This is a genomic window from Rathayibacter sp. AY1C5 (genome assembly GCF_002931705.1).
Classification (GTDB): Bacteria; Actinomycetota; Actinomycetes; order Actinomycetales; family Microbacteriaceae; genus Rathayibacter.
The window spans coordinates 16,573-41,802 of sequence record NZ_PSWD01000004.1 but is presented as its reverse complement, the minus strand read 5'-3'; the positions used below and the strand labels follow the sequence as shown (position 1 = coordinate 41,802).

Sequence of the window (25,230 nt, the reverse complement as noted above, 5' to 3'; positions counted from 1 at the left end):
GATCAGGAACAGACAATGACCACACCCACCTTCGGCGGAACGGCGTTCGGCTCCGGAGCCGCACCGTCCTCGCGCTACATCCTCCCCACGTTCGAGGAGCGCACGGCCTACGGCTACAAGCGCCAGGACCCGTACGCCAAGCTCTTCGAGGACCGCATCATCTTCCTCGGCGTCCAGGTCGACGACGCCTCCGCGGACGACATCATGGCCCAGCTCCTCGTGCTCGAGAGCCAGGACCCGGACCGCGACATCGTCATGTACATCAACTCGCCCGGTGGATCCTTCACCGCGATGACGGCGATCTACGACACGATGCAGTACATCCGCCCGCACATCCAGACGGTCGTGCTCGGCCAGGCCGCCTCGGCCGCCGCCGTGCTCACCGCCGCGGGAACGCCCGGCAAGCGCCTCGCGCTGCCGAACGCGCGCATCCTCATCCACCAGCCCGCCGTGCAGCAGGGCGGGGGCCAGGCCTCGGACATCGAGATCCAGGCCGCCGAGATCATGCGCATGCGCGAGTGGCTCGAGGAGACGCTGTCGCACCACTCGAACCGCTCGATCGAGCAGGTCAAGAAGGACATCGACCGCGACAAGATCCTCGGCGCGAGCGACGCGCTCGAGTACGGGCTGATCGACCAGGTGCTCACCAGCCGCAAGAGCCTCCCGGCTCTCACGGCGTAGGGCGTCCAGGAGGGGCCGGGTGGCGGAGCGATCCGCCGCCCGGCCCCTCTGTGCGTCCTCCGTCGCCGTAGCAAAGCGCCACACGAGGCGCAAGGCACGGCGAATCCGGCCCGCCTGCCGAGCCCTCGCGGCTCAGCGGCTAGGCTCGGAGCAGTGTCAGGGGGCTCGTCCCGCTCGCACCGGCCGGAGCTCCGGGCTCCGTTGCACGACCGACCGACGCACGACAGACGCACGACAAGGAAGTGGGGCATCCCCGTGGCACGTATTGGCGAAAGCGCCGACCTGCTGAAGTGCTCCTTCTGCGGCAAGAGCCAGAAGCAGGTCCAGCAGCTCATCGCGGGACCGGGCGTCTACATCTGCGACGAGTGCGTCGAGCTCTGCAACGAGATCATCGAGGAGCGCCTCTCCGAGTCGAGCGAGGAGACGAGCCACGAGTTCGACCTCCCGAAGCCGAAGGAGATCTTCGGCTTCCTCGAGGAGTACGTGATCGGGCAGGAGCAGGCCAAGAAGGCCCTCGCCGTCGCCGTGTACAACCACTACAAGCGCGTGCGGGCCCGCAACACCATCACCGCCGCCGACGCGATCCACGACGAGGTCGAGATCGCCAAGAGCAACATCCTGCTCATCGGCCCCACGGGCTGCGGGAAGACCTACCTCGCCCAGACCCTCGCGAAGCGCCTCAACGTGCCCTTCGCCGTCGCGGACGCCACGGCCCTCACCGAGGCGGGCTACGTCGGCGAGGACGTCGAGAACATCCTCCTCAAGCTCATCCAGGCCGCCGACTACGACGTCAAGCGTGCCGAGACCGGCATCATCTACATCGACGAGGTCGACAAGATCGCGCGGAAGGCCGAGAACCCCTCGATCACGCGCGACGTCTCGGGCGAGGGAGTGCAGCAGGCGCTGCTCAAGATCCTCGAGGGCACCGTCGCCTCCGTGCCCCCGCAGGGCGGGCGGAAGCACCCGCACCAGGAGTTCATCCAGATCGACACGACGAACGTCCTCTTCATCGTCGCCGGCGCCTTCGCCGGACTCGAGGACATCATCTCGTCGCGGGCGGGCAAGCGCGGCATCGGCTTCGGCGCCCCGCTGCACAACAAGGAAGACGAGATCAACATCTTCAGCGAGGTCCTCCCGGAGGACCTGCACAAGTTCGGGCTGATCCCCGAGTTCATCGGGCGCCTCCCCGTCGTCACGACGGTCACGCAGCTCGACCAGGACGCGCTCATGCAGATCCTCACCGAGCCGCGCAACGCGCTCGTGAAGCAGTACCAGCGGATGTTCGAGATCGACGGCGTCGAGCTCGAGTTCGACCGGGGCGCTCTCGAGGCCATCGCGGACCTGGCGGTCCTCCGCCAGACCGGCGCCCGCGGACTGCGCGCCATCCTCGAGGAGGTGCTCGGCCCGATCATGTTCGAGGTGCCTTCCTCGGACGAGGTGGCGCGCGTCGTCGTCACCCGCGCCGCGGTGCTCGACAACGCGGCCCCGACGATCGTGCCCCACGCTCCCCGTCGCCAGGAGAAGAGCGCCTAGTCGCTCCCCGCCCCGCTCTGCCAGTTCACCGCGATTGGCCCGGCGGATCGTCGGGCGAGGCGCTCCCGCTTCCCTAACCTGGCGGAGCGCGCCGACGGCGCGTCCGGTCGCCTCGGTGCCGGTCGATCCTCCGGGAGGCTCCGCCATCGTCCAGCCGCTGCTCGCCGGGATCGTCGCCGCCCTGACCGGCTTCTCGAGCTCGTTCGCGATCGTGCTCGCCGGGGTGGTCGCGGTGGGCGCCACCGACGTGCAGGCCGCGTCGGGCCTCCTCGCCGTCTGCGTGCTGCAGGGGGTCCTCTGCATCGTGCTGAGCATCCGCTACCGCGTGCCGATGACCTTCGCCTGGAGCACGCCGGGCGCCGCCCTGCTGGCCGCGACCGCGACGCTCCCCGGCGGCTTCGACCGCGCGGTCGGGGCGTTCCTGATCGCCTCCGCTCTGCTGGTGGTCACCGGGCTGTGGCCGGCGCTCGGGAGGCTCGTCGCGCGCATCCCGCGGCCGCTCGCGAACGCCATGCTCGCGGGCATCCTGTTCCCGCTCGTCCTGGCGCCGGTGCGCGCGGCGGTCGAGATCCCCGCGCTCGCGCTGCCGGTGATCCTGCTCTGGCTGCTGCTCCTGCGGCTCCTGCCCCGCTGGGCGGTGCCGGCCGCGATCGCCCTGGCGATCGTGCTGCTGATCGTGACGGACGGCGCGGCACTCGCCGGTGCGCCGCTGCTCCCCGTGCCGCAGTTCGTCGCTCCGGTGTTCGAGATCGGAGCGATGGTCGGGATCGGCCTGCCGCTCTACGTGGTCACCATGGCCGGGCAGAACATCCCGGGCATCGCGGTGCTGACGAGCTTCGGCTTCGCGGCCCACTCGCGTCCCGGGATCGTCTCGACCGGTGCTCTCTCCGGGGTCTCGGCGATCTTCGGCGGCGTGCCGATCAACTACGCCGCGCTCAGCGCCGCGCTGACCGCGGGTCCCGAGGCCTCGCCGCGGCCGGAGGAGCGCTGGGTCGCCTCGGTCTCGGCGGGCGCCTCCTACCTCGTGCTGGGCGTGTTCGCCGGAGCGGCCGCCGCGCTGGTGTCCTCCGCGAGCCCGCTGCTGATCGAGGCGGTCGCCGGTCTGGCGCCGCTGGGGGTGTTCGTGTCGGCGGTGCAGGCCGCTGTGGAGGACGCGCGGCTGCGGCTGCCGGCGGCGGCGACGCTCCTGGTCACCGCCTCCGGCACGACCATCGCGGGGATCGGCTCGGCCTTCTGGGGCCTGGTCGTGGGACTCGTCCTCCTCGCCTGGCTCGTCCCCCGGCGCCGCTAGAGGAGGCCGCGGCGCGCGAGCAGCGGCTCGGTCCGCGCATCCCGCCCGCGGAACGCGCGGTACGCGTCGAGCGGATCGCGGGAGCCGCCGAGCTCGAGTACCCCGCGGCGGAAGCGCTCGCCCGCCGAGCGGTCGAGGCCGCCGTTCTCCTCGAACCACTCGACCGTGTCCGCGTCGAGGATCTCGCTCCAGATGTAGGAGTAGTAGCCCGCGGAGTAGCCGCCGGAGAAGACGTGCGCGAAGTACGTGCTGCGGTAGCGGGGCGGCACGGCGGGAAGGAGGAGGCCCGCGCCGTCGAGCACGTCGCGCTCGAAGGCGGCCGCGTCGCGCGGCTCGACCGGGGCCGGCAGGGAGTGCCAGGCGAGGTCGAGCAGGGCGGACGCCAGGTACTCGCTCGTCGCGAAGCCCTCGCCCCACAGCGCGGACGCCTCGAGGCGCTCGACGGTCCCCGCGGGCAGGGCCTCGCCGGTCTCGACGTGGCGGGCGTACTCGGCGAGGAGCCCGGGGCGGCGCACCCACGTCTCGTTCACCTGGCTCGGGAACTCGACGAAGTCCCGGAACACCGCGGTACCGGCGAAGCGCGGGTACCGCGTGCTCGCGAACAGGCCGTGCAGGGCGTGCCCGAACTCGTGGAAGAGCGTCTCCACCTCGTCGAGGCTGAGAAGGGCGGGCTCACCCGGGCCCGGAGCCGACAGGTTCAGGTTGTTCACGACGACGGCGGAGTCGCCGAGCAGCGAGGTGCGGCTGGACAGGGAGTTCATCCACGCCCCGCCGCGCTTCGAGTCGCGGGTGAAGGGATCGAGCAGGAACAGGCCCAGCGGGGTCCCGTCCTCCTCGTGCACCTCGAACACGCGGACGTGCTCGCTGTAGCCGGCCAGGTCGCTCCGCTCCGAGAAGCGGACGCCGTAGAGACCGGTGGCGGCGGCGAACACGCCGTGCCGGAGCACCCGCTCCAGCTCGAAGAAGGGACGCAGTGCGCTGGAGTCGACGGAGTAGCTCTCCGACCGCACGCGCTCCTCGTAGTAGGCGCGGTCCCACGCCTCGATCGTGAAGCGCGGCGCTCCGGCGGCGTCCTGCTCGGCGTCGGCGGAGGCCTGCATCCGCTCGAGCTCGATCCTCGCGTTCCGGGCGGCGGGAGCGGCGAGCTCGTGCAGCAGCGACAGGACGCGCTCCGGCGAGCCCGCGGTCTGGCCCGAGATCACGAACTCGGCGTGCGAGGCCGCGCCCAGCAGAGCTGCGCGCTCGGCCCGCAGCGCGACGATCTGCTGCAGGGTCGCGGTGGTGTCGTGCGGCCCGCCTTCCGCACCGCGGCCGACAGAGGCGCGCAGGACGCGCTCGCGGACGCCGCGGTCGCGCAGACGCGCGAGCCAGGGGTGGCCGGAGTAGAGGGGAAGGGTGATCAGCCAGCCGCCGACGCCGCGGTCGGCGGCGGCGCGCGCGGCGGCCGAGACGTCGGACTCGTCGAGCCCGTCGAGGCCGGCGACGTCGTCGAGGAGGACGGCCCGGTCGTTCGACTCGGCGAGCAGATCCTTCTCGAAGCGCGTGGTCAGGGTCGACAGCTGCTCGTTCAGCTCGCCGAGCCGTGCCTTCCCCGCGTCGTCGAGGAGCGCACCGGAGCGCTCGAACCCGGTGATCCTCCGCTCGAGGAGGTAGGCCGTCTCGGCGTCGAGGTCGAGCTCCGTCGACTGCTCGGCGAGAGCGCGGAGCCGGGCGAACAGGCGCGGGTCGAGGCTGATCGCATCGCTGTGGGCCGAGAGCAGCGGAGCGAGCTCGGCCTCCAGAGCGTCGGTGAGCGGAGTGCGGTCGGAGGCGGCGACAGTGAAGAAGACGGCGCTCACCCGGCGCAGCTCGCGGCCCGCCCGCTCGAGGGCGACGAGGGTGTTCTCGACGGTCGGCGGCTCGGAGGCGCCGGCGATCGCGTCGATCTCGGCGCGGTGCCGGCGGAGGGCCTCGAGGAACGCCGGGCGGTAGGCCTCGGGGTCGACGGCGGCGAAGTCGGGGAGCCCGTGGGGGAGTCCGCTCGGCTCGAGCAGGACGGCGACGGGATCGGGAGCGCTCATCCTGCGAGCCTAGAGCGCGAGCGGGGGAGAGGGCTCCGGCTCAGGATCGCAGGACGCGCGCGCTCACCGGGCTCGGCGACCGCGCCGCGAAGGGGCGTCAGCCCCAGTCTTCGTCGTCCTCGCCCTCCACGCGGCCCTGCGGCTGCGTGATGTAGGCAGCGTCCTCGGCGGGACGGTAGGTGATCGTCGTGCCGTCGTCGAGTTCGAGGACGGGCCTGCCCTCGAGCCAGGTGAGCGTCCAGCGCCAGTCGGCGGTCGCCGTGCCGGCCGCGGCGAGCTCGCCCTCGACGTCGCCGATGGCGGTGACGACGATCTCGGGGAGGGTCTGCGGCGGCACCTGGCCGACCGACCAGCGGGTTCCGAGCTGCATGGGAGGGGTCCTCTCGACGGTGGGGAGGGAGGCGGGACGGTTCCCGCCCCCCGGGAGCGGCGCTACGCCTCGGTCTCGAGCTCGATGCCGACCGCGAGGGCGTCGCCCTCGGCGAAGTCGAGCGTCGCGATCCTGCCGACGGCCGCGAGGTCTCCCGCGGCGAGTCGGAGAGACGCGACGAGCTCGGCGGGCGCCGTCACCAGGGCGGAGCGGGCCGGCGTCTTCTGCGAGGCCTTCGCATCGGTCTTCGCGCGTCGGATGGCCGTGAGGACGGAGCTCGCGGCGGCCAGGACGGCGGGGTCGCCGCCCAGGCCCTCGACGGCCGGCCAGGGGCGCAGGTGCACCGAGTCGTCGTGCGACCACGACCAGGTCTCCTCCGTCGCGAACGGCAGGAACGGCGCGAACAGGCGCTGGAGGACGTCGAGCGCCCGGTGCAGGGCGGCCGCGGCGGACGCGCCGTCCTCGCTGTACGCGCGCTCCTTCACCAGCTCCAGGTAGTCGTCGCAGAACGTCCAGAAGAACGCCTCCGTCGTCTCGAGGGCGCGGGCGTGGTCGTAGTTCTCGAGCGCCGTCGTCGCGTCGGCGACCACGGTGTCGAGGGTGGCCAGCATGCTGAGGTCCAGCGGGTCGGTGACCTCGGCGCCCTCGGCGAGAGGGAAGCCGTGGATGAACTTCGCCGCGTTGAGGATCTTGATCGCCAGTCGGCGGCCGATCTTGATCTGCGTCGGGTTCTGCGGGTCGAAGGCCGCGTCGGTGCCCAGGCGCGAGGAGGCGGCCCAGTAGCGGACCGCGTCCGAGCCGTGCTGCTCGAGCATCGCGGCGGGAGTGACCACGTTGCCCTTCGACTTCGACATCTTCTTGCGGTCGGGGTCGACGATGAAGCCGGACACGGTCGCCGTGCTCCACGGGGCGCGGCCGTCCTCGAGCTGCGAGCGCAGGAGGGTCGAGAAGAGCCAGGTGCGGATGATGTCCTGGCCCTGCGGGCGCAGGTCGTAGGGAGCGACCAGCTGCCAGAGCTCGTCGTCGCGCTCCCAGCCGCCCGCGAGCTGCGGGGTCAGCGAGGAGGTCGCCCAGGTGTCCATCACGTCGAGCTCGCCCTGGAAGCCGCCCGCCGCTCCGCGCTGGTCCTCCGAGTAGCCGGGGGCCGGGTCGCTGGAGGGATCCACCGGCAGCGCCGCCTCGTCCGGCACGATCGGGGAGTCGAAGACGGGGTTGCCGTCGCCGTCGAGCGGGTACCACACCGGGATCGGCACGCCGAAGAAGCGCTGGCGCGAGATCAGCCAGTCGCCGGAGAGGCCGTTCACCCAGTTCTCGTAGCGGACGCGCATGAACTCCGGCACGAAGCGCACGTCGCGGCCGAGCTCCAGCAGGCGCTCCTTGAGCACCGCGTCGCGAGCGCCGTTGCCGATGTACCACTGGCGGGTCGACACGATCTCGAGCGGCTTGTCGCCCTTCTCGAAGAACTTGACCTGGTGCGTGATGGGGCGCGGGTCGCCGACCATTTCGCCGGACTCCTTCAGTAGCGCCACGACGGCCTGCTTCGCGGAGAAGACGGTCTTGCCGGCGAGCTGCTCGTAGGCGGCGCGGCCCCCGTCGCCCGTGATCGCGGCGGGCGCCTCCGAGATCAGGCGGCCGTCGAAGCCGATGATCGCGCGGTTGGGCAGGTCGAGCTCGCGCCACCAGACCACGTCCGTGATGTCGCCGAAGGTGCAGATCATCGCGATGCCCGAGCCCTTGTCCTTCTGCGCGAGGTGGTGCGCGAGCACCGGGACCTCGACGTCGAAGAGCGGCGTGCGGACGGTGGTGCCGAACAGCGCCTGGTAGCGCTCGTCGTCGGGGTGCGCGACGAGGGCGACGCAGGCGGGCAGCAGCTCGGGACGGGTCGTCTCGATGAAGACGTCCTCGCCGCCCTCGCGGTGGAAGCCGAGGCGGTGGTAGGCGCCGGGCTGGTCCTTGTCCTCGAGCTCCGCCTGGGCGACGGCGGTCCGGAAGGTGATGTCCCAGAGCGTCGGGGCCTGCGCCTGGTAGGCCTCGCCTCGGGCGAGGTTGCGGAGGAAGGCGCGCTGCGAGGCGGCCTGCGACTCGTCGCCGATGGTCCGGTAGCTCTGCGACCAGTCGACGGACAGGCCGAGGGCCCGCCAGACGTCCTCGAACTGCTTCTCGTCCTCGACGGTGAGGCGCTCGCACAGCTCGACGAAGTTGCGGCGCGAGATCGGCTTCTGGTCGGCGGCCTTGCTGCTCTTGTTGTCGCCGCCCTCGAACGGAGGCGTGAAGCCGGGCTCGTAGGGGAGCGTCGGGTCGCAGCGCACACCGTAGTAGTTCTGCACGCGGCGCTCGGTGGGCAGGCCGTTGTCGTCCCAGCCCATCGGGTAGAAGACGCTCTTGCCGCGCATCCGCTGGAACCGCGCGACGACGTCGGTGTGCGTGTAGGAGAAGACGTGCCCGATGTGCAGCGACCCGGACGCGGTGGGCGGCGGGGTGTCGATCGAGTAGACGTCGGCGCGGGTGAGGCCGGTGCGGTCGAACCGGTAGGTCCCGTCGGTCTGCCAGCGGAGGCCCCACGTGCCCTCCAGGCCCTCGAGGGCGGGCTTCGCGGGGAGGCGGTCGGCGAGGGTCATGATGCTCCGGTTCGCTATGGGCGGCACCGTGTCGGTGGTGATGGTGCCTGGATGGGGGCTCCGGGGCGAGTCGCCCGCCGGCCGCGACGATTCTACCGGAGCGGCGGGAGCCGGGTCAGTCGACGACGGGGGCGAAGCCGGCGCGGACGGGCGCGAGCGCCTCGTCGAGATAGGGCACGAGCTCGCCGCGGGTGGGGCCCCCCGCGGCCCAGGCCTGCACGGCCGCCACCGCGGCTCCGACGCTCGCGTAGGCGATGGCACGCGAGAGGTGCGAGGGCAGCGGGCGCGCGCTCCGCTCCTCCACGAAGCGGGCGATCACGGCCGCCTGCCGGGCGAGGCGGCCGAGGGCCGACGCCTGCAGCTCGTGGACGCTGCCGATCATGTCGGACTGGGTGAGCACCCACGGCACCGTCGCGGGTCCGAAGCCGGAGCCGATCGCGAGCAGCGCGTCGCCGAGCGCGTCCATCACCGGCGCCTCTGCCGCCGTCTCGGCCAGCGCCTCCGGGAGCTCTGCCAGCCGGTCGTCGACCAGCACCCAGAAGACGTCGCTCTTGGACTCGAAGTAGTTGAAGAAGGTGTTGCGCGAGACCCCCGCCCGCTGGGCGATCTGCTCGATCGTCGTGCCCGCGTAGCTCTGCTCGACGAAGAGGTCCAGTGCGGCGTCCTCGAGCATGGAGCGCGACGACGCGCGGGGCCGTCCGCGCTGCACTCCTCGCACCATGAACCGCTCCTGCTCCGCTTCCCCCGACGCGCTAGGATAGCGCCGGACGACTTCGACCCGGCCATCACCGGTGAGTCTCCGGAAGAACGGCGCCGGCTCCGGCCTGCGCCCAGTAGACCCGGACGGGTGCGGCCCGTGACAGCCGATCGAGTGGGAACGCGTCAGCGGGCACTCCTCCGGGAGCGACCGGCCGACCGGTCCAAGCGAGGTGGTACCGCGACCCGGCCCGGGGTCTGAGATCCGGGCGGGCCGTCCTCGTGCAGACCAGCAGCACTGCCAGGAGACCGCACGTGACCTACCCCCTGACCCCGCCCACCCCGCACGGAGCCGAGCCCGCCGAGGGCTCCGCGTTCGGCCGGGGCGTGTCCCCGTCGCCGCGCTTCCCCGAGATCGAGGAGCGCGTGCTCGCGTACTGGAAGGCGGACGACACCTTCCAGGAGTCGATCCGGCAGCGCGAGGGAGCGCCGGAGTGGGTCTTCTACGACGGCCCGCCGTTCGCCAACGGCCTGCCGCACTACGGGCACCTCCTCACCGGCTACGCCAAGGACGTCTTCCCCCGCTTCGAGACCATGCGCGGACGGCAGGTGCACCGCCGCTTCGGCTGGGACACCCACGGCCTGCCCGCCGAGCTCGAGGCGGAGCGGCAGCTCGGCATCACCGACAAGTCCCAGATCGAGGAGATGGGCGTCGCGGCCTTCAACGCCGCCGCGAAGGAGTCGGTGCTGCGCTACACCGGGGAGTGGCAGGACTACGTCACCCGCCAGGCGCGCTGGGTCGACTTCGACGACGACTACAAGACGCTCGACCCCACCTTCATGGAGTCGGTGATCTGGGCGTTCAAGCAGCTCTACGACAAGGGCCTCGCCTACGAGGGCCACCGCGTGCTGCCGTACTGCTGGCGCGACCAGACGCCGCTCTCGAACCACGAGCTGCGGATGGACGACGACGTCTACAAGATGCGCCAGGACCAGACGGTCACCGTCACCTTCCCGCTGGTCGGCGAGACGGCGGAGGCGCTCCAGCTGACGGCGGTCCGCGCTCTCGCGTGGACGACGACGCCGTGGACGCTGCCGACGAACCTCGCGCTCGCCGTCGGGCCCGACATCGAGTACGCGGTCGTCCCCGCCGGCCCGAACGGCGCGGCCGACGGCAGGGGCGAGCCCGAGGAGCGCGAGCTCTCGGCCGAGTACCTGCTCGCCATCGACCAGGTCGGCGCCTACGCGAAGGACCTCGGCTATCCGGACGCGGAGTCGGCCCTGGCCGCCGTCTCGCGCACGCACCGCGGCTCCGAGCTCGAGGGGATCAGCTACGACCGCCTCTGGGACCACTACGCGGACACCGAGGCCTGGGGCACGCAGAACGCGTGGCGCATCCTCGTCGCCGACTACGTGACGACCAGCGAGGGCACCGGCATCGTGCACCAGGCGCCCGCCTACGGCGAGGACGACCAGAAGGTCTGCGAGGCGGCGGGCATCCCCGTCATCATCTCGGTCGACGACGGCGGCCGCTTCCTGCCGCAGATCAGCGAGGTCGCCGGCCTCCAGGTCTTCGACGCGAACAAGCCCCTCACGCAGCTCCTGCGCGCGGGCCACCGGCTGCTCCGCCAGGCGAGCTACGAGCACTCGTACCCGCACTGCTGGCGCTGCCGCAACCCGCTGATCTACAAGGCGGTCTCGAGCTGGTTCGTCCGCGTCACCGCGATCCGCGACCGCATGGAGGAGCTCAACCAGGAGATCACCTGGGTCCCCGAGAACGTCAAGGACGGCCAGTTCGGCAAGTGGCTCTCGGGCGCGCGCGACTGGTCCATCAGCCGCAACCGCTACTTCGGCTCGCCGATCCCGGTGTGGAAGAGCGACGACCCGGAGTACCCGCGGATCGACGTCTACGGCTCGCTGGACGAGCTGGAGCGCGACTTCGGCGTGCGCCCGGACGACCTGCACCGGCCGTTCATCGACGAGCTGACCCGCCCGAACCCCGACGACCCGACCGGGCGCTCGACGATGCGCCGGATCAGCGACGTCCTCGACGTCTGGTTCGACTCCGGATCGATGCCCTTCGCCCAGGTGCACTACCCGTTCGAGAACGCGGACTGGTTCGACACCCACAACCCGGCGGACTTCATCGTCGAGTACATCGGGCAGACGCGCGGCTGGTTCTACACGCTGCACGTGCTCTCCACCGCGCTCTTCGACCGCCCGGCGTTCCGCAACGTGGTCAGCCACGGCATCGTGCTGGGCAACGACGGGCAGAAGATGTCCAAGTCGCTGCGCAACTACCCGGACGTGGCCGAGGTCTTCGACCGCGACGGCTCCGACGCCATGCGCTGGTTCCTGATGTCGAGCCCGGTCCTCCGGGGCGGCAACCTCGTCGTGACGGAGGATGGCATCCGCGAGGGCGTCCGCCAGGTGCTGCTGCCGCTGTGGAGCACCTGGTACTTCTTCTCCCTCTACGCCAACGCCTCGGCGGGCGGCGGCTACGAGGCGACCAGGCGCACCGGCTCCGAGGACGTCCTCGACCGCTACCTGCTGGCCAAGACCCGCGATCTGGTCGAGACCGTGACCGGCCGGCTCGAGGCGCTGGACTCCACGCTCGCGGCCGCCGCGCTCCGCGACTTCAGCGACGTGCTCACGAACTGGTACGTGCGCCGCTCCCGCGACCGCTTCTGGCAGGGCGTCGACGAGGACGGCCGCGGATCGGAGGCGTTCGACACGCTCTACACGGTCCTCGAGACCGTGTGCCGCGTCGCCGCCCCGCTCCTGCCTCTCGTCACGGAGCAGATCTGGCAGGGCCTGACCGGCGGCCGCAGCGTCCACCTCACCGACTGGCCGGAGGCGGACGAGTTCCCCGCCGACCCGGCGCTCGTGCACGCGATGGACGCGGTCCGCGGCATCTCGTCCACCGCGCTCTCCCTCCGCAAGCAGGCCGGGCTCCGCGTCCGCCTGCCGCTCGCGCGCCTGACCGTGGTGGTCGCCGACGCCGCCGAGCTCGCGCCGTTCGAGGCGATCCTCCGCGACGAGCTGAACGTGAAGGAGGTGTCGCTGGTGCCGCTGGTCGACTCCAGCGCCGCCGACTACGGCGTCACCTCCCGTCTCGCGGTCAACGCGCGCGCCGCCGGGCCCCGGCTCGGCAAGGGCGTGCAGACCGTGATCAGGGCCGCCAAGGCCGGCGACTGGAGCGAGACGGACGGCGTCGTCACCGCCGGCGGCGTCGAGCTGGTCGAGGGCGAGTACGAGCTCACGCTCGAGGTCGGCGGCTCGGCCGGCGACGACCGCGCCATCGCCCTGCTCCCGCGCGGGGGCTTCGTGCTCCTCGACACGGCGACCACCCCCGAGCTCGAAGCGGAGGGGCTCGCCCGCGACCTCATCCGCGCGGTGCAGGACGCCCGCAAGGCGGCCGGGTTCGAGGTCAGCGACCGGATCGTCCTGGAGGTCGTGCTCGACGAGCCGAGCCTGCAGGCGCTCGAGCCGCACGCGCTCTGGATCGCGGAGGAGACCCTCGCGACCGGATGCGCGTTCACTCCGCTCACCACGGCTCTCGAGGGCGGCGAGGGCGCGATCGCCGTCGGCCCCGCGGGCACCGCCATCATCCGCGTCGAGAAGGTCGAGGCCGCCGATGTCTGATCCGTTCGAGCCGGACGACGCCGACCGCGCGGCCGCCGACGCCGTCTACGCCGCGCTGCTGGAGCGCCTGGGCGAGGCGAGCGTCCGCCCGCGCCTCGCTCCGACCCGGCGCGCCGTCGAGATCCTCGGCGACCCGCAGCGCGGCTACCCGGTGATCCAGATCGCCGGAACCAACGGCAAGACCTCGACCAGCCGGATGATCGAGAGCCTGCTGCGCGCCCACGGGCTGCGGGTGGGCCTGTTCACCAGTCCGCACCTCGAGCGCTTCAACGAGCGCATCGTCATCGACGGAGACCCGATCTCGGACCGGAGCCTCGCCGACAACTGGCAGGACGTCGAGCCGTACCTGCGGATGACCGACGCCGAGCTGGCCGAGCAGGGCGAGGCGCCGCTGTCCTTCTTCGAGGCGATCACCGTCCTGGCCTACGCGGCCTTCGCCGACGCGCCGGTCGATGTGGCCGTCGTCGAGGTGGGGATGGGCGGCGAGTGGGACTCGACGAACGTCGCCGACGCGCAGGTCGCCGTCTTCACGCCGATCGCCCTCGACCACACCGACCGCCTCGGCTCGACGATCGAGGAGATCGCGCGCACCAAGTCGGGCATCGTCAAGCCGCTCGCCTCGGTGGTCTCCGCGAGGCAGGTCCCGGAGGCGGAGGCGGTGCTGCGGCACGCGGCCGAGGCCACCGAGTCGACGATCGTCGTCGAGGGGGCGGAGTTCGACGTCGAGTCGACGACCGTCGCCGTCGGCGGCCAGGTCGTCACCGTCCGGGGACTCGTCACCACGTACGAGCAGCTGCTGCTGCCGTTCTTCGGCGACCACCAGGCCGAGAACGCCGCCGTGGCCGTCGCCGCTGTCGAGACGTTCCTGGGAGGCGGGACGCAGGAGCTCACCGGCGACGTCCTCGACGAGGGCTTCGCCGCCGCGACCTCCCCGGGCCGCCTGCAGCTCGTCGGACTCGCTCCGCGCACCGTCGTCGACGCGGCGCACAACCCGCACGGTGCCGCGTCCCTCGCCGCCGCTCTCGGCCGCTACTTCGACTTCGACCGCGTGACGGCCGTCCTCGGCGTGCTGGCCGAGAAGGACGCCGAGGGGATCCTCCGGGAGCTCCGCCCCGTGGTGGACGAGCTGATCGTGACCACGGCGCCGAGCGATCGGGCGATGCCCGCCGAGGAGCTCGCCGCGCTCGCCCGCACCGTGTTCCCGGAGGAGGCGGTCCGCGTCGCCGACGACCCGCTGGGTGCTCTCACGGCCGGTCGCGTCCTCGCGGCGCGCACCGACAAGGGCGCCCTGCTGGTCACGGGCTCGATCACCCTCGTCGGCCGCACGATCACCGCGGCCCGCGACGAGAACTGGCTGGGCGCGTGAGGGCCGGACGCCCGCGGCGCTCGCGGACCGTCCGGGAGAGCCTCGGCTCGATCGTGCTCGGCTTCGAGGCGGTCATCGTCTTCCTCGCCACCCTGGTGGCCTTCGGGCTGAAGGCGGCCGACCCCGTGGTCGTGCTGGTCGGGGGAGCGGTGGTCTGCCTCGCGCTCGTCGCCACTCTGGGCCTGCTGAACCGGCCGGTCGGCTTCCGCATCGGGTGGGTGCTCCAGTTCGTTATCGTGGCCTCGGGCCTGCTGGTCCCGATCATGTACGTGATAGGCGCCGCCTTCGTGGCGCTGTGGACATACTGCATGGTGACCGGCACCCGCCTCGACGCTCAGACGCGCCGGGCGGCGGAGCCCACCGACCCCACCGAAGGAGACCGCTGAACCATGGCCACCCAGGAGACCCTCGTCCTCGTCAAGCCCGACGGCGTCGCCCGCAACCTCACCGGCGAGATCCTCCGCCGCATCGAGGCGAAGGGCTACTCCCTCGTCGACGTGAAGCTCGTCGAGGCCGACCGCGAGCTGCTCGCCGCCCACTACGCCGAGCACGAGGGCAAGCCCTTCTACGAGCCGCTCGTCGAATTCATGGAGAGCGGCCCGATCGTCGCCCTGCGCATCGCGGGCGACCGCGTGATCGAGGGCTTCCGCGCCCTCGCCGGCACCACCGACCCGACCACGGCCGCTCCCGGCACCATCCGCGGCGACCTCGGCCGCGACTGGGGCCTCAAGGTCCAGCAGAATCTCGTGCACGGGTCCGACTCCGAGGAGTCGGCCGCGCGCGAGCTCGGCCTCTGGTTCGCCTGAGCCGCTCGGCCGCCTGCCTCTGACGACGTCCGTCAGAGGTAGGCGAGCACGTTCAGCCTCACCTGCGCGATCACCGCGATCAGCAGGTAGCAGAGCAGCGTGATGAACGGGACCCAGCCGTAGGCGGCACCGGCGAAGCGGCGCACCCCGGCGGGGACGGAAAACACGCCCTCACGGAGGTTGCGGAGCGTCACCAGCCAGAAGCCCGGGATGACGACGGCCCAGGTGAGCATGCACCAGGGGCAGAGCGTTCCGAGCGCGAAGACGCTCGTCGCGATGAGCCAGCCCACGAACACCAGGGCCAGCAGGAAGCCGACGTTGAAGGCCGCCCAGAACCACCGGTCGAACCGGGCGCCTGCGAGCAGGCCCAGCCCCACCACGATCGGCGCGATCCAGGCCGCCAGGCCGATGAGGGGGTTCGGGAAGCCGAAGACCGCGCCCTGCGCCGAGTTCAGGTTCGCACTGCACTGCACGAGCAGGCTGAAGTCGCAGCCGAGGCCCGCATCCGGGTTCTCGAGAGCGGCGAACTTGTCGTTCGTGAGGGCGAAGGCGGCGGTCCAGCCGATCACGCCGAGGACGATCAGCAGGACGGCGAAGAGGACGGGGCGCTGCTGGGTGGGGGCGTCGCGCACCCCGGGATCGCTGGACACCGGGGGATTATGGCACGCGCCGGATCGGCGCCTCTGGGAATGCGTGCGATAATCGGAGCCGTCGGTCCGGGGGACCCCGCATCGACGCGAAGAAGGTTTACCGGGCGAGCACCGGGCCACAGGAGATCGACAGCGTTCCGCGAATGGACGCGCCGGATCTCCGCTCCGCCGGGAGTCGACCGCAGGTCGCACCGCGGGGGAGCGCGTGTCGGATAGTCAGTTCCGAGTGTGCAGCTGCAACCGGAGTCCCGCGCCACGAGCGCGACGGGACCGGGGGAGCGGAAGGATTCGCGGCGGGCCGAGGCCCCTCGCACGAGAGAAGCATCCGGGAAGACGACGCGGCGGACGACCCGGCCGAGGAGTGCACCAGGAATGGTGGAAGACAACAGTACGAGCGGATCCGATCCGGACCGCGACGAGCCCCGCAGCGGGGCCAGGAAGATCAGCCGCCTCTTCGGTGGCCGCCGGGCGAGCCGGCGGACCGAGTCGAGCGCGCCAGCGACAGGGGAGACGATCATCGACAGCAACGAGACCGACCAGACCGGAGCCGAGGGCACCGAGCTGCCCGAGACCGGGAGCGCCGCGGAGGCGGCCGAGCCGTCGACGTCGACGGGCGCGGTGTTCTTCAACGCCCTGCCGCAGACCCCGGGCGCCGACCAGGAGGAGCCGCGACGGCCCGCACTGCCGAGCCCGTCGCTGCTGTTCCAGGCGCCGGTCCTGCCCGACTACGTCGAGCTGGCTCCGCTGCCTCCCCGCGGTGCGCCGCTGGGCGTCCAGGAGGAGCGCGAGAGCCCGGCCGAGGAGCAGGGCTCCGTCCGCCGCCGCTCGCGCCGCCGCAGCGGCGAGAGCGAGAGGTCCGGCTCCGACGACCCCGAGAACACCGTCGTCCGGGTCCGCCAGCCGCGCGAGCAGCGCGAGGCCCGCGAGCCCGAGCTCATCACCGAGCCGCAGCGCATCAAGGGCTCGACCCGCCTCGAGGCCAAGAAGCAGCGCCGCCGCGACGGCCGCGACGCCGGCCGACGCCGCACGGTCGTCACCGAGTCCGAGTTCCTCGCCCGCCGGGAGGCCGTCGACCGCGTCATGGTCGTCCGCTCGAAGGAGGACAGCATCCGCATCGGCGTGCTCGAGGACGGCGTCCTCGCCGAGCACTACGTCGCCCGCTCGCAGGAGGCGTCGCTCATCGGCAACGTCTACCTCGGCCGCGTGCAGAACGTCCTCCCGAGCATGGAGGCCGCCTTCGTCGACATCGGACGCGGGCGCAACGCCGTGCTCTACTCCGGCGAGGTCGACTGGGACGCCGCGAACAACGCCGGCGGCCCCCGCCGGATCGAGCTCGCGCTCAAGCCCGGCGACCGGGTCCTCGTCCAGGTCACGAAGGACCCCGTCGGCCACAAGGGCGCCCGTCTCACGAGCCAGATCTCGCTCCCCGGCCGCTACCTCGTCTACGTGCCCAACGGTTCGATGAACGGCATCTCGCGGAAGCTCCCGGACACCGAGCGCGCCCGCCTGAAGAAGATCCTCAAGGAGGTGCTGCCCGAGAACGTGGGCGTCATCGTCCGGACCGCGGCCGAGGGCGCCACGGAGGAGCAGCTGACCGTCGACGTCGAGCGCCTGACCGCGCAGTGGACGGCTCTCAGCGCGAAGGCCGCGACCGGGCAGGCTCCCGCTCTCCTGCACAGCGAGCCGGACCTGCTGATCAAGATCGTCCGCGACGTCTTCAACGAGGACTTCGAGAAGATGGTCATCGCCGGCGACGACGCCCGCGAGACCATCGAGCTCTACCTCAGCCAGGTCGCCCCCGATCTGCTCGAGCGCGTCGAGGTCTACACGGGTGAGAAGGACGCGTTCGACGAGTTCCGCATCACGGAGCAGATCGAGAAGGCGCTGGAGCGCAAGGTGTGGCTGCCCAGCGGCGGCTCGCTCGTGATCGACCGCACCGAGGCGATGACCGTGGTCGACGTCAACACCGGCAAGTTCGTCGGCTCGGGGGGGAACCTCGAGGAGACGGTCACGAAGAACAACCTGGAGGCGGCCGAGGAGATCGTCCGCCAGCTGCGCCTGCGCGACATCGGCGGCATCATCGTCGTCGACTTCATCGACATGGTGCTCGAGTCCAACCGCGACCTCGTGCTCCGCCGCCTGGTCGAGTGCCTGAGCCGCGACCGGACGAAGCACCAGGTCGCCGAGGTCACCTCGCTCGGCCTCGTGCAGATGACCCGCAAGAAGCTGGGCCTGGGCCTGCTCGAGACCTTCAGCGAGAACTGCGAGATCTGCGCCGGACGCGGCGTCATCGTCCACCACGACCCCGTGCTCAAGCACCGGTCGACCGCCGCTCCGCAGCAGGAGCAGCGCCGCCGGGGCAAGGGCGGCGAGCAGCAGCCCGCCGCCTCCGGGCGCTCGAACGGCGGGCAGAACGGGCAGGGCGCGCCGGCGACCAAGCCGGTCAGCACCCACGCCATCACGGACGACGCGAAGAACGCGCTCGCGCAGATCGCCGCCAGCACCATCCACCCCCAGGCCGTGCGCCAGGCGGCGGAGGAGGCGGCCGCGCTGGTCGAGGACGCCGCCGAGACCGTCGAGGCCATGGCGCCGGAGGAGTCCGCCACGGCACCCGAGGAGCAGCCGTCCGAGCCGAGCCGTCGCGGCGAGCGTCCCGCCCGGGGCGAGCGCCGTCGTCGCAGCCGCGACCGCGAGCCGCGCCAGGAGGCCGCCGAGACGGCGACCGTCGAGTCGGCTCCCGTCGAGACCCCGGTCGAGAAGGAGATCGAGCCGGCCGCTGCCGCGCCGATCCTCGACATCCCGATCGCGCCGGTCACGCCTCCGCGCCGCGTCCGCAGCGAGGTCGCCGAGCACCTGCTCGACTCCGTGCTCGACGCTCTGCCGGCTCCGAAGCAGCCCGGCCAGGGCCGTGCGAAGAGCCGGCGCGTCACGACGGCCGCGCTCACCGGAGTCGCGGTCATCCCCGAGCAGACCCCGCGCCGCGCCGACCAGTAGCGCGACCCGGTGTCAGGAGGGCCCGGTGCCCGGCGAGAGCCGGCGCCGGGCCCTCTCGGCATCCCGGTCGCGCCCGCGGACGCGGAGCCCGCTCCGCCTCAGCCGCTCGACCAGCTCCCGCGCGCCGACGGGGACCGCGCCCGCGGCGACGAGCTCGTCGATCCGCTCCTCGGGCACGTCGTAGTGGTCCAGGTCGAAGCCGCGCTCGGGCACGCCGAGACGGCGCGCGAAGTCGTGGAGCTCCTCGAGCGAGACGTCGCTCACGAGGTGCGCCCACAGCCGGCCGTGCGCCGGCCAGCGCGCGCCGTCGACGAGGATGACCATTCCCCGATCGTAGGCGGCGCGCCGTCCGTCCACGCGCCTCCTCCTCGACTATCGTGACGGGGTCGCCGGTCGGGTGGACACGGCTTCGCAGTCGTGTGCGTTTGACCGTGGAGCGCGGATCCCGTACTCTTGACCGTTGGTGTGGCGCGATCCATGTGCTCACGCAGATTTCCGTTGTCGCTCCGCCCCTCACGGGGCGCGGGCCGCGGTGCCGGTTCCCTCGTGTCGTGAGGAGACGGGTACGAACCGGAAGACCGGGGCTCAGCCCCGTCCCTACAAGCCCCGGACGAGGCCTCCGCTCCGTCCAGACGAGAAACAGGTACGAGAAGTGGTTTACGCAGTTGTGCGCGCCGGCGGTCGGCAGGAGAAGGTCGAGGTCGGCACCATCGTGACGATGGACCGCGTCAAGGCCGACGAGAACGGCACCGTGCAGCTTCCTGCCGTGCTGCTCGTCGACGGTGAGTCGATCACCTCGGACGCGGCGACCCTCGCGGGCGTCACCGTCACCGCCGAGGTGCTCGAGGACCTCCGTGGTCCGAAGATCATCATCCAGAAGTTCAAGAACAAGACCGGTTACAAGAAGCGCCAGGGGCACCGTCAGGACCTCACGCGCGTCAAGGTCACTGGCATCAAGTAGTCCTGCAAAGGAATTGAGCTGACCTGCGGAGCGAGCCATCGCCCTGCAGGGCAACAGCACGGGGCTGCGGCCCCCCGGTCTCGAGGAGATGAGAAATGGCACACAAGAAGGGCGCGAGCTCCACTCGCAACGGTCGCGACTCGAACGCGCAGCGTCTCGGCGTCAAGCGCTTCGGCGGCCAGGTCGTGAACGCGGGCGAGATCATCGTCCGCCAGCGCGGCACGCACTTCCACCCCGGCGCGAACGTCGGACGCGGTGGCGACGACACCCTGTTCGCCCTCTCGGCGGGCGCTGTCGAGTTCGGCAGCAAGGGCGGCCGCAAGGTCGTCAACATCGTGGCGGCCGCCCAGTAGGGTCGACCTCCTCGGCCGCACAGGCACAGGACGCAAGGGGCGGGCTTCGGCTCGCCCCTTGCGCGTTTACCGGGGCACAGCCCCCCGGCGCCGGCATCCCGGCGCCGCACGCACTCACGGACGGATTCACACCATGGTCACCTTCGTCGACAACGTCACGCTGCATCTGCGTGCCGGCCACGGCGGCAACGGCTGCGTCTCCGTCCGTCGCGAGAAGTTCAAGCCGCTCGCCGGCCCCGACGGCGGCAACGGCGGGCACGGGGGCGACATCGTCCTCGTCGCCGACCCGCAGACGACGACGCTGCTCGCCTACCACCGCCACCCGCACCGCAGCTCCGAGAACGGCGGTCCCGGCATGGGCGACCACCGCGCGGGCGGGAACGGCGAGCTCATGGAGCTCCCCGTCCCGGTCGGCACGGTCGTCAAGTCGCCGGACGGCGACCAGCTGATCGACATGGACGAGCCCGGCCTCCGGTTCGTCATCGCTCCGGGCGGGCAGGGCGGGCTCGGGAACGCCTCTCTCGCCACCACGAAGCGCAAGGCGCCCGGCTTCGCGCTGCTCGGCACGCCGGGCTGGGAGGGCGACGTCGTCCTCGAGCTGAAGACCGTCGCGGACGTCGCGCTCGTCGGATTCCCCTCGGCGGGCAAGTCGAGCCTCGTCGCGGCGATCTCGGCGGCCAAGCCGAAGATCGCGGACTACCCGTTCACGACCCTCGCGCCCAACCTCGGCGTCGTGCAGGCGGGGGAGTCGCGGTTCACCGTCGCCGACGTGCCCGGTCTCATCGAGGGCGCGAGCGAGGGCAAGGGCCTGGGCCTGGAGTTCCTCCGCCATGTCGAGCGCTGCACCGCGCTCGTCCACGTGCTCGACTGCGCCACGCTCGAGCCCGGCCGCGACCCGCTGACCGACCTCGACATCATCCTCGGCGAGCTGGCGGCGTACCCCGTCGGCGACGGACAGGTGCCGCTGATCGAGCGCCCGCAGCTGATCGCGCTCAACAAGGTCGACGTGCCCGAGGCCCAGGAACTGGCCGACTTCGTCCGGGCCGACCTCGAGGGCCGCGGCTACCGCGTGTTCGAGATCTCGACGGTCAGCCACTCGGGACTCCGCCAGCTGACGTTCGCCCTCGCCGAGATCGTCGAGAAGCACCGCCTCGAGCTCGCCGCCGTGCCGCGGGTGGAGCGCATCACCATCCGCCCCCGCGCCGTGGACGAGAAAGACTTCGAGATCCGGGTCGAGGGCGGCTCGTACGGCAACGTGTACCGGGTCCTGGGCACCAAGCCCGTGCGCTGGGTCGCGCAGACCGACTTCACGAACGACGAGGCCGTCGGCTTCCTCGCCGACCGCCTGGCCAAGCTCGGAGTCGAGAACGGCCTGTTCTCGGCTGGAGCGGTCGCCGGCTCCACCGTCGTCATCGGCCCCGGCGACGGCGTCGTCTTCGACTGGGAGCCGACCCTCACCTCGACGGCCGAGCTCATCACCGCGCCCCGCGGAACGGACCTCCGCCTCGAGGACAACCGGCGCAAGACCCGCAACGAGCGTCGCGAGGACTACTTCGAGCGGATGGACGCCAAGGCCGAGGCCCGCGCGGAACTCGAGCGCGAGCGCCAGGGCGGCGTCTGGCGCGTCGCCGACGAGGGCGACGGCACGGAGGCCGGCGAGGAGAGCTGACTCCCGCCGCCGGGGTCGTCTGCCTCTACACTGGCCGGATGCCGCAGACGACCCCCGACAGCAGTGCGCTGACCGAGCGGTTCGCCGCTTCCCGCGTCGCGTCGCGCTCCCTCCGCAGTGCGACCACCGACCTCAAGAACCGGGCTCTGCTCGCCATCGCCGACGCGGTGCGCTCGAGCGCCGAGCGCGTCGTCCCGGCGAACGAGCTCGACCTCCAGCGGGGTCGCGAGAGCGGCATGAGCCCGGGCCTGCAGGACCGCCTCCGCCTCGATGCGGTGCGCCTGGGGTCCCTCGCCGACGCCGTCGTCGCGGTCGTCGGGCTCACCGATCCGGTCGGGCAGACGGTGCGGGGATCGAACCTGCCCAACGGCGCCTCCCTCACCCAGGTGCGGGTCCCGTTCGGCGTGGTCGGAGCGATCTACGAGGCGCGCCCGAACGTCACCATCGACATCGCGGCGCTCGCCCTCAAGAGCGGGAACGCCGTGATCCTGCGCGGAGGCACGGCCGCGGAGAACACGAACCGCGTCCTGGTGGAGCTGCTGCAGGAGGCCGTCGCCTCCGTGGGCCTGCCCGCCGAGCTGGTGCAGACGGTCGACGACCACGGCCGCGAGGGCGCGAAGGCCCTCATGCGAGCGCGCGGCTACGTCGACGTCCTGGTGCCGCGGGGGAGCGCGGGCCTCATCGAGTCGGTCGTGACGGAGTCGACGGTCCCCGTGATCGAGACGGGCGCCGGAGTCGTCCACGTCTTCCTCGACGCCAGTGCCGACGAGCGTTGGGCCGTGGACATCGTCCACAACGCCAAGGTGCAGCGTCCGAGCACCTGCAACGCCCTCGAGACCCTCCTCGTCCACCGCGACGCCGCCGAGCGCCTCCTCCCGCCCGTCCTCGGCCGGCTCGCGGAAGCGGGAGTGACCGTGCACGGCGACGAGCGCGTCGCGGCGCTCTGGCCCGACGCGGTGCCCGCCACCGATGAGGACTGGTCCGCGGAGTACTACTCGCTCGACGTCGCCGTCGCGATCGTCGACGACCTCGACGCCGCGATGGCCCACATCGACCGGTACTCCACCCACCACACCGAGTCGATCGTGACGAACGACCTCCGAAGCGCCGAGCGCTTCCTCGCCGAGGTCGACTCCGCGGTCGTGATGGTCAACGCCTCCACCCGCTTCACCGACGGCGGGGAGTTCGGGTTCGGCGCCGAGGTCGGCATCTCGACGCAGAAGCTGCACGCTCGGGGCCCCATGGGTCTTCCCGAGCTGACCAGCACGAAGTGGCTGCTGCGCGGCGCGGGACAGGTCCGCGCCTAGCGCCCGGACCGGCGATCCGGCGTCGAGCGGCGTCCGGGTAGACTCGTCGGAGCCCCGCCGGGGCGACCACGACCTCCAAGGAGCACTGCATGTCCCTCGCGATGACCGTCCTCGCCGAAGCAGCGGCCCACACGGAGCTGCCGTTCCCCCCGATCGTCTTCGGCCTGATCGCCGCCGTCGCCTTCACGGCCCTCGGCTTCGTCACCTGGAGCTACCGCGACGTGGCGAACCGCCACTCGCACAAGACCGGCGCCGGCTCCCACGACCAGCACGGTCACGGACACTAGGCGGGGAGCCCAGCGATCGTGACGTCCGCCGCGAGCGGAGGCCCGCGGCGTCCGCGCATCGGCGTGATGGGCGGCACCTTCGACCCGATCCACCACGGTCACCTGGTCGCCGCCTCCGAGGTGGCCCAGTCGTTCGACCTGGACGAGGTCGTCTTCGTGCCCACCGGCCAGCCGTGGCACAAGAAGACGGTGACCTCCGCCGAGCACCGGTACCTGATGACGGTGATCGCGACGGCGTCGAACCCGCGCTTCACCGTCAGCCGCGTCGACGTGGACCGGATCGGCACGACCTACACGATCGACACCCTGCGCGACATCCACGCCGCGCACCCCGACGCCGAGCTGTTCTTCATCACCGGCGCGGACGCGGTCGCTCAGATCCTGAGCTGGAAGGACTACGACGAGCTGTGGGAGCTGGCCCACTTCGTCGCCGTCAGCCGGCCGGGGCACGTCCTCAACGTTTCGGGATTGCCGGCCCAGGACGTATCCTTGTTGGAGATTCCGGCACTGGCGATCTCCTCGACCGACTGTCGGAGCCGCGTCAACCGGGGTCATCCGGTCTGGTACCTGGTTCCCGACGGTGTCGTCCAGTACATCTCGAAGCACCACCTGTATCGGAGCACGTCATGACAGTTCAGCCCGAGGAGAAGCCGCTCACCCGGCGCGAGATCCGCGAGCGCGAGAGGCGCGAGGCCGGTGCGGCCACGACCGCCGCCGTTCCGACGACGTCCCGCCGAGCTGCCACCGCGACCGCCACCACCGCCGGCGACATGCCGGTGCTGACCCCCACCCAGGCCCTGCGGATCACCCCCGTCGAGCCGAGCCCCGCGAGCGAGCCCGACCTGCGCACCTCCTCGATGGAGATCGTCGCCACCGAGAACGCCACGGGCCGCCAGCTGACCCGTCGGGAGCTGCGCGCACTGCTGGCGCAGCAGCAGGCGGAGAAGGTCGCCGCCGCACCGGAGGCGGAGCCGCCCGCCGACGAGGAGCGGTCCGACGACGAGCGCTCCGACGACGTCGAGGGCGCCCTGGAGCGCGCCTCGGCGCTCCCGCCGACCGGGGCGGTCCCCGTGATCGAGGCGGCCGACGAGTCCCGCGACGCGGAGCCGGTGCCCGAGGGTGCAGCGGAGCAGGAGCCGGAGGGCGACGAGGACGTCGTCACCGAGGACGCCCCCGAGGCGTCCGAGGAGGAGACGGACGAGTCCGCGGGCGATGCGACCGCGGACGCCGACGAGGCCGAGGTGCACGAGGCCGAGATCGAGAGCTCCTCCTCCGACGACGAGACGCCGTCCTCGGACGCCTCCGACGAGCGGGACGCGGACGACGAGCGGCCGACGGCCGGCGAGCAGCCCGAGCAGCCGCACCTGAACACCGCGCTCTTCGCGTCGGTGGGCGGATCCCTCGACATCGCCGACGAGAAGGCCACCGAGATCACCGGGAGCTTCGAGCCGCCGATCGAGCACCTCGCCATCACCGAGGAGCTCGACAGCAAGTCGAAGGAGGAGGTGGACGCCTCGTTCGACTCCCTCATCGCGAGCGGAGTCGCCGCCACCGGTGCCGTCACCACCACCAACGCGCTGATCCTGCCGACCACGGGCCCCGGCGCGACCGTCGGCACGGACACGGGGGAGATCCTCGTCACCGGCTCGTTCGACCTCCCGCGCAGCCTCGGCTCCACGGGCCAGCACCCGAACCTCTACGACTCGCCCGATGTGGACCGCTACGTCGACCGCATCGACCGCGAGCAGCCCGCCGGCGAGTCCGAGCCGGTCCGGGCGTCCAGCGCCGTCTCCACGCACGCCGCCGGCACCTCGATGATCGCGCCGCAGAAGCGCGCCGGCGTGAGCGTCCCGGTGGTCCTCGCGATCACCGCGGCCGTCCTGCTGGTCGGCGCGATCGCGCTGTTCATCGGCGGCTTCGTGCTCAACATCTTCTGATCTCCA

Annotated in this window: 21 protein-coding genes; 15 read left to right on the top strand and 6 right to left on the bottom strand. The window is 71.9% G+C overall.

Translation table 11 applies throughout. The annotated features are described in order from the left end of the window. The first annotated feature begins 15 nt into the window (after nucleotides 1-15). The 3 genes from C5C57_RS05050 to C5C57_RS05040 all read left to right on the top strand — a co-directional run bounded on the left by C5C57_RS05050 (nucleotide 16) and on the right by C5C57_RS05040 (nucleotide 3,505). On the top strand, nucleotides 16-681 hold the full coding sequence (locus C5C57_RS05050; protein ID WP_068253282.1) for an ATP-dependent Clp protease proteolytic subunit: 666 nt from the start codon (nucleotides 16-18) through the stop codon (nucleotides 679-681). A gap of 255 nt (nucleotides 682-936) precedes the next feature. Continuing rightward, complete coding sequence (gene clpX, locus C5C57_RS05045) at nucleotides 937-2,214, top strand: ATP-dependent Clp protease ATP-binding subunit ClpX (RefSeq protein ID WP_104247278.1); 1,278 nt, start codon at nucleotides 937-939, stop codon at nucleotides 2,212-2,214. Between the two features lie 115 nt (nucleotides 2,215-2,329). After that, nucleotides 2,330-3,505, top strand: coding sequence for a benzoate/H(+) symporter BenE family transporter (locus C5C57_RS05040; protein WP_104297367.1), 1,176 nt, complete (start codon nucleotides 2,330-2,332; stop codon nucleotides 3,503-3,505). Here the strand turns inward: C5C57_RS05040 and C5C57_RS05035 are convergent. The 4 genes from C5C57_RS05035 to C5C57_RS05020 all read right to left on the bottom strand — a co-directional run bounded on the left by C5C57_RS05035 (nucleotide 3,502) and on the right by C5C57_RS05020 (nucleotide 9,274). Beyond that, complete coding sequence (locus tag C5C57_RS05035; RefSeq protein WP_104247276.1) at nucleotides 3,502-5,565, bottom strand: M3 family metallopeptidase; 2,064 nt, start codon at nucleotides 5,563-5,565, stop codon at nucleotides 3,502-3,504. The genes C5C57_RS05040 and C5C57_RS05035 overlap by 4 nt on opposite strands. Before the next feature lie 97 nt (nucleotides 5,566-5,662). After that, nucleotides 5,663-5,935 carry a hypothetical protein gene (locus C5C57_RS05030; protein WP_104247275.1) on the bottom strand — a complete coding sequence of 91 codons (273 nt, stop codon included), beginning with the start codon at nucleotides 5,933-5,935 and terminating at the stop codon, nucleotides 5,663-5,665. Between the two features lie 62 nt (nucleotides 5,936-5,997). Continuing rightward, a complete protein-coding gene (valS, locus tag C5C57_RS05025) occupies nucleotides 5,998-8,553 on the bottom strand; it encodes a valine--tRNA ligase (protein ID WP_104247274.1) in 2,556 nt (851 codons plus the stop codon). A gap of 115 nt (nucleotides 8,554-8,668) precedes the next feature. After that, nucleotides 8,669-9,274: a TetR/AcrR family transcriptional regulator gene (locus tag C5C57_RS05020; protein WP_104247273.1), complete on the bottom strand. Its 606-nt coding sequence runs from the start codon at nucleotides 9,272-9,274 to the stop codon at nucleotides 8,669-8,671. 290 nt (nucleotides 9,275-9,564) lie between these two features. Here C5C57_RS05020 and ileS point away from each other — a divergent pair, with 290 nt between their 5' ends. Genes ileS through ndk form a run of 4 tightly spaced genes read left to right on the top strand, consistent with a single transcriptional unit; the run spans nucleotide 9,565 to nucleotide 15,066 of the window. Continuing rightward, nucleotides 9,565-12,894 (top strand): isoleucine--tRNA ligase, encoded by a 3,330-nt coding sequence (gene ileS / locus C5C57_RS05015; protein WP_374953596.1) that lies wholly within the window; start codon nucleotides 9,565-9,567, stop codon nucleotides 12,892-12,894. Next, nucleotides 12,887-14,260, top strand: coding sequence for a folylpolyglutamate synthase/dihydrofolate synthase family protein (locus C5C57_RS05010; RefSeq protein ID WP_104247272.1), 1,374 nt, complete (start codon nucleotides 12,887-12,889; stop codon nucleotides 14,258-14,260). The genes ileS and C5C57_RS05010 overlap by 8 nt, the downstream gene beginning before the upstream one ends. Next, entirely contained in the window at nucleotides 14,257-14,646 is a 390-nt protein-coding gene (locus C5C57_RS05005) for a DUF4233 domain-containing protein (protein WP_104262805.1), read from the top strand. Before C5C57_RS05010 ends, C5C57_RS05005 begins: the two co-directional genes overlap by 4 nt. A 3-nt stretch (nucleotides 14,647-14,649) precedes the next feature. Next, complete coding sequence (gene ndk / locus C5C57_RS05000; protein WP_104223686.1) at nucleotides 14,650-15,066, top strand: nucleoside-diphosphate kinase; 417 nt, start codon at nucleotides 14,650-14,652, stop codon at nucleotides 15,064-15,066. 32 nt (nucleotides 15,067-15,098) lie between these two features. On the opposite strand, the gene C5C57_RS04995 is transcribed toward ndk, so the two are convergent. Next, entirely contained in the window at nucleotides 15,099-15,716 is a 618-nt protein-coding gene (locus C5C57_RS04995) for a vitamin K epoxide reductase family protein (RefSeq protein WP_258072378.1), read from the bottom strand. A 372-nt stretch (nucleotides 15,717-16,088) separates the two neighbouring features. Here C5C57_RS04995 and C5C57_RS04990 point away from each other — a divergent pair, with 372 nt between their 5' ends. Further along, the gene (locus tag C5C57_RS04990; RefSeq protein ID WP_104247270.1) at nucleotides 16,089-18,710 is read left to right on the top strand and encodes an Rne/Rng family ribonuclease; all 2,622 of its coding nucleotides are present in this window, start codon (nucleotides 16,089-16,091) and stop codon (nucleotides 18,708-18,710) included. A 12-nt stretch (nucleotides 18,711-18,722) separates the two neighbouring features. Here C5C57_RS04990 and C5C57_RS04985 read toward each other — a convergent pair whose 3' ends face one another. Continuing rightward, on the bottom strand, nucleotides 18,723-19,034 hold the full coding sequence (locus C5C57_RS04985) for a DUF4031 domain-containing protein (protein ID WP_104247269.1): 312 nt from the start codon (nucleotides 19,032-19,034) through the stop codon (nucleotides 18,723-18,725). 328 nt (nucleotides 19,035-19,362) lie between these two features. Here C5C57_RS04985 and rplU point away from each other — a divergent pair, with 328 nt between their 5' ends. From rplU to C5C57_RS04950, 7 genes are all read left to right on the top strand, one after another. Next, a complete protein-coding gene (gene rplU / locus C5C57_RS04980) occupies nucleotides 19,363-19,671 on the top strand; it encodes a 50S ribosomal protein L21 (RefSeq protein ID WP_104223682.1) in 309 nt (102 codons plus the stop codon). A 95-nt stretch (nucleotides 19,672-19,766) separates the two neighbouring features. After that, entirely contained in the window at nucleotides 19,767-20,024 is a 258-nt protein-coding gene (gene rpmA, locus C5C57_RS04975) for a 50S ribosomal protein L27 (protein ID WP_068209107.1), read from the top strand. Between the two features lie 133 nt (nucleotides 20,025-20,157). Next, nucleotides 20,158-21,693: a GTPase ObgE gene (gene obgE / locus C5C57_RS04970; protein WP_104223681.1), complete on the top strand. Its 1,536-nt coding sequence runs from the start codon at nucleotides 20,158-20,160 to the stop codon at nucleotides 21,691-21,693. A 38-nt stretch (nucleotides 21,694-21,731) separates the two neighbouring features. Beyond that, nucleotides 21,732-23,000: a glutamate-5-semialdehyde dehydrogenase gene (locus C5C57_RS04965; RefSeq protein ID WP_104247268.1), complete on the top strand. Its 1,269-nt coding sequence runs from the start codon at nucleotides 21,732-21,734 to the stop codon at nucleotides 22,998-23,000. An 89-nt stretch (nucleotides 23,001-23,089) separates the two neighbouring features. Continuing rightward, nucleotides 23,090-23,287 (top strand): hypothetical protein, encoded by a 198-nt coding sequence (locus C5C57_RS04960; RefSeq protein WP_104247267.1) that lies wholly within the window; start codon nucleotides 23,090-23,092, stop codon nucleotides 23,285-23,287. An 18-nt stretch (nucleotides 23,288-23,305) separates the two neighbouring features. Next, nucleotides 23,306-23,917: a nicotinate-nucleotide adenylyltransferase gene (gene nadD / locus C5C57_RS04955; protein WP_104223678.1), complete on the top strand. Its 612-nt coding sequence runs from the start codon at nucleotides 23,306-23,308 to the stop codon at nucleotides 23,915-23,917. Beyond that, a complete protein-coding gene (locus C5C57_RS04950; RefSeq protein ID WP_104247266.1) occupies nucleotides 23,914-25,224 on the top strand; it encodes a hypothetical protein in 1,311 nt (436 codons plus the stop codon). Before nadD ends, C5C57_RS04950 begins: the two co-directional genes overlap by 4 nt. The last annotated feature ends 6 nt before the right edge of the window (nucleotides 25,225-25,230 follow it).

Coding starts and splice junctions, on each gene's coding strand:
- C5C57_RS05050 (WP_068253282.1), top strand. CDS start 16: ATGACCACACCCACCTTCGGCGGAACGGCGTTCGGCTCCGGAGCCGCA.
- C5C57_RS05035 (WP_104247276.1), bottom strand. CDS start 5,565: ATGAGCGCTCCCGATCCCGTCGCCGTCCTGCTCGAGCCGAGCGGACTC.
- C5C57_RS05030 (WP_104247275.1), bottom strand. CDS start 5,935: ATGCAGCTCGGAACCCGCTGGTCGGTCGGCCAGGTGCCGCCGCAGACC.
- valS (WP_104247274.1), bottom strand. CDS start 8,553: ATGACCCTCGCCGACCGCCTCCCCGCGAAGCCCGCCCTCGAGGGCCTG.
- C5C57_RS05020 (WP_104247273.1), bottom strand. CDS start 9,274: ATGGTGCGAGGAGTGCAGCGCGGACGGCCCCGCGCGTCGTCGCGCTCC.
- C5C57_RS05010 (WP_104247272.1), top strand. CDS start 12,887: ATGTCTGATCCGTTCGAGCCGGACGACGCCGACCGCGCGGCCGCCGAC.
- ndk (WP_104223686.1), top strand. CDS start 14,650: ATGGCCACCCAGGAGACCCTCGTCCTCGTCAAGCCCGACGGCGTCGCC.
- C5C57_RS04990 (WP_104247270.1), top strand. CDS start 16,089: ATGGTGGAAGACAACAGTACGAGCGGATCCGATCCGGACCGCGACGAG.
- C5C57_RS04985 (WP_104247269.1), bottom strand. CDS start 19,034: ATGGTCATCCTCGTCGACGGCGCGCGCTGGCCGGCGCACGGCCGGCTG.
- rpmA (WP_068209107.1), top strand. CDS start 19,767: ATGGCACACAAGAAGGGCGCGAGCTCCACTCGCAACGGTCGCGACTCG.
- obgE (WP_104223681.1), top strand. CDS start 20,158: ATGGTCACCTTCGTCGACAACGTCACGCTGCATCTGCGTGCCGGCCAC.
- C5C57_RS04965 (WP_104247268.1), top strand. CDS start 21,732: ATGCCGCAGACGACCCCCGACAGCAGTGCGCTGACCGAGCGGTTCGCC.
- C5C57_RS04960 (WP_104247267.1), top strand. CDS start 23,090: ATGTCCCTCGCGATGACCGTCCTCGCCGAAGCAGCGGCCCACACGGAG.
- C5C57_RS04950 (WP_104247266.1), top strand. CDS start 23,914: ATGACAGTTCAGCCCGAGGAGAAGCCGCTCACCCGGCGCGAGATCCGC.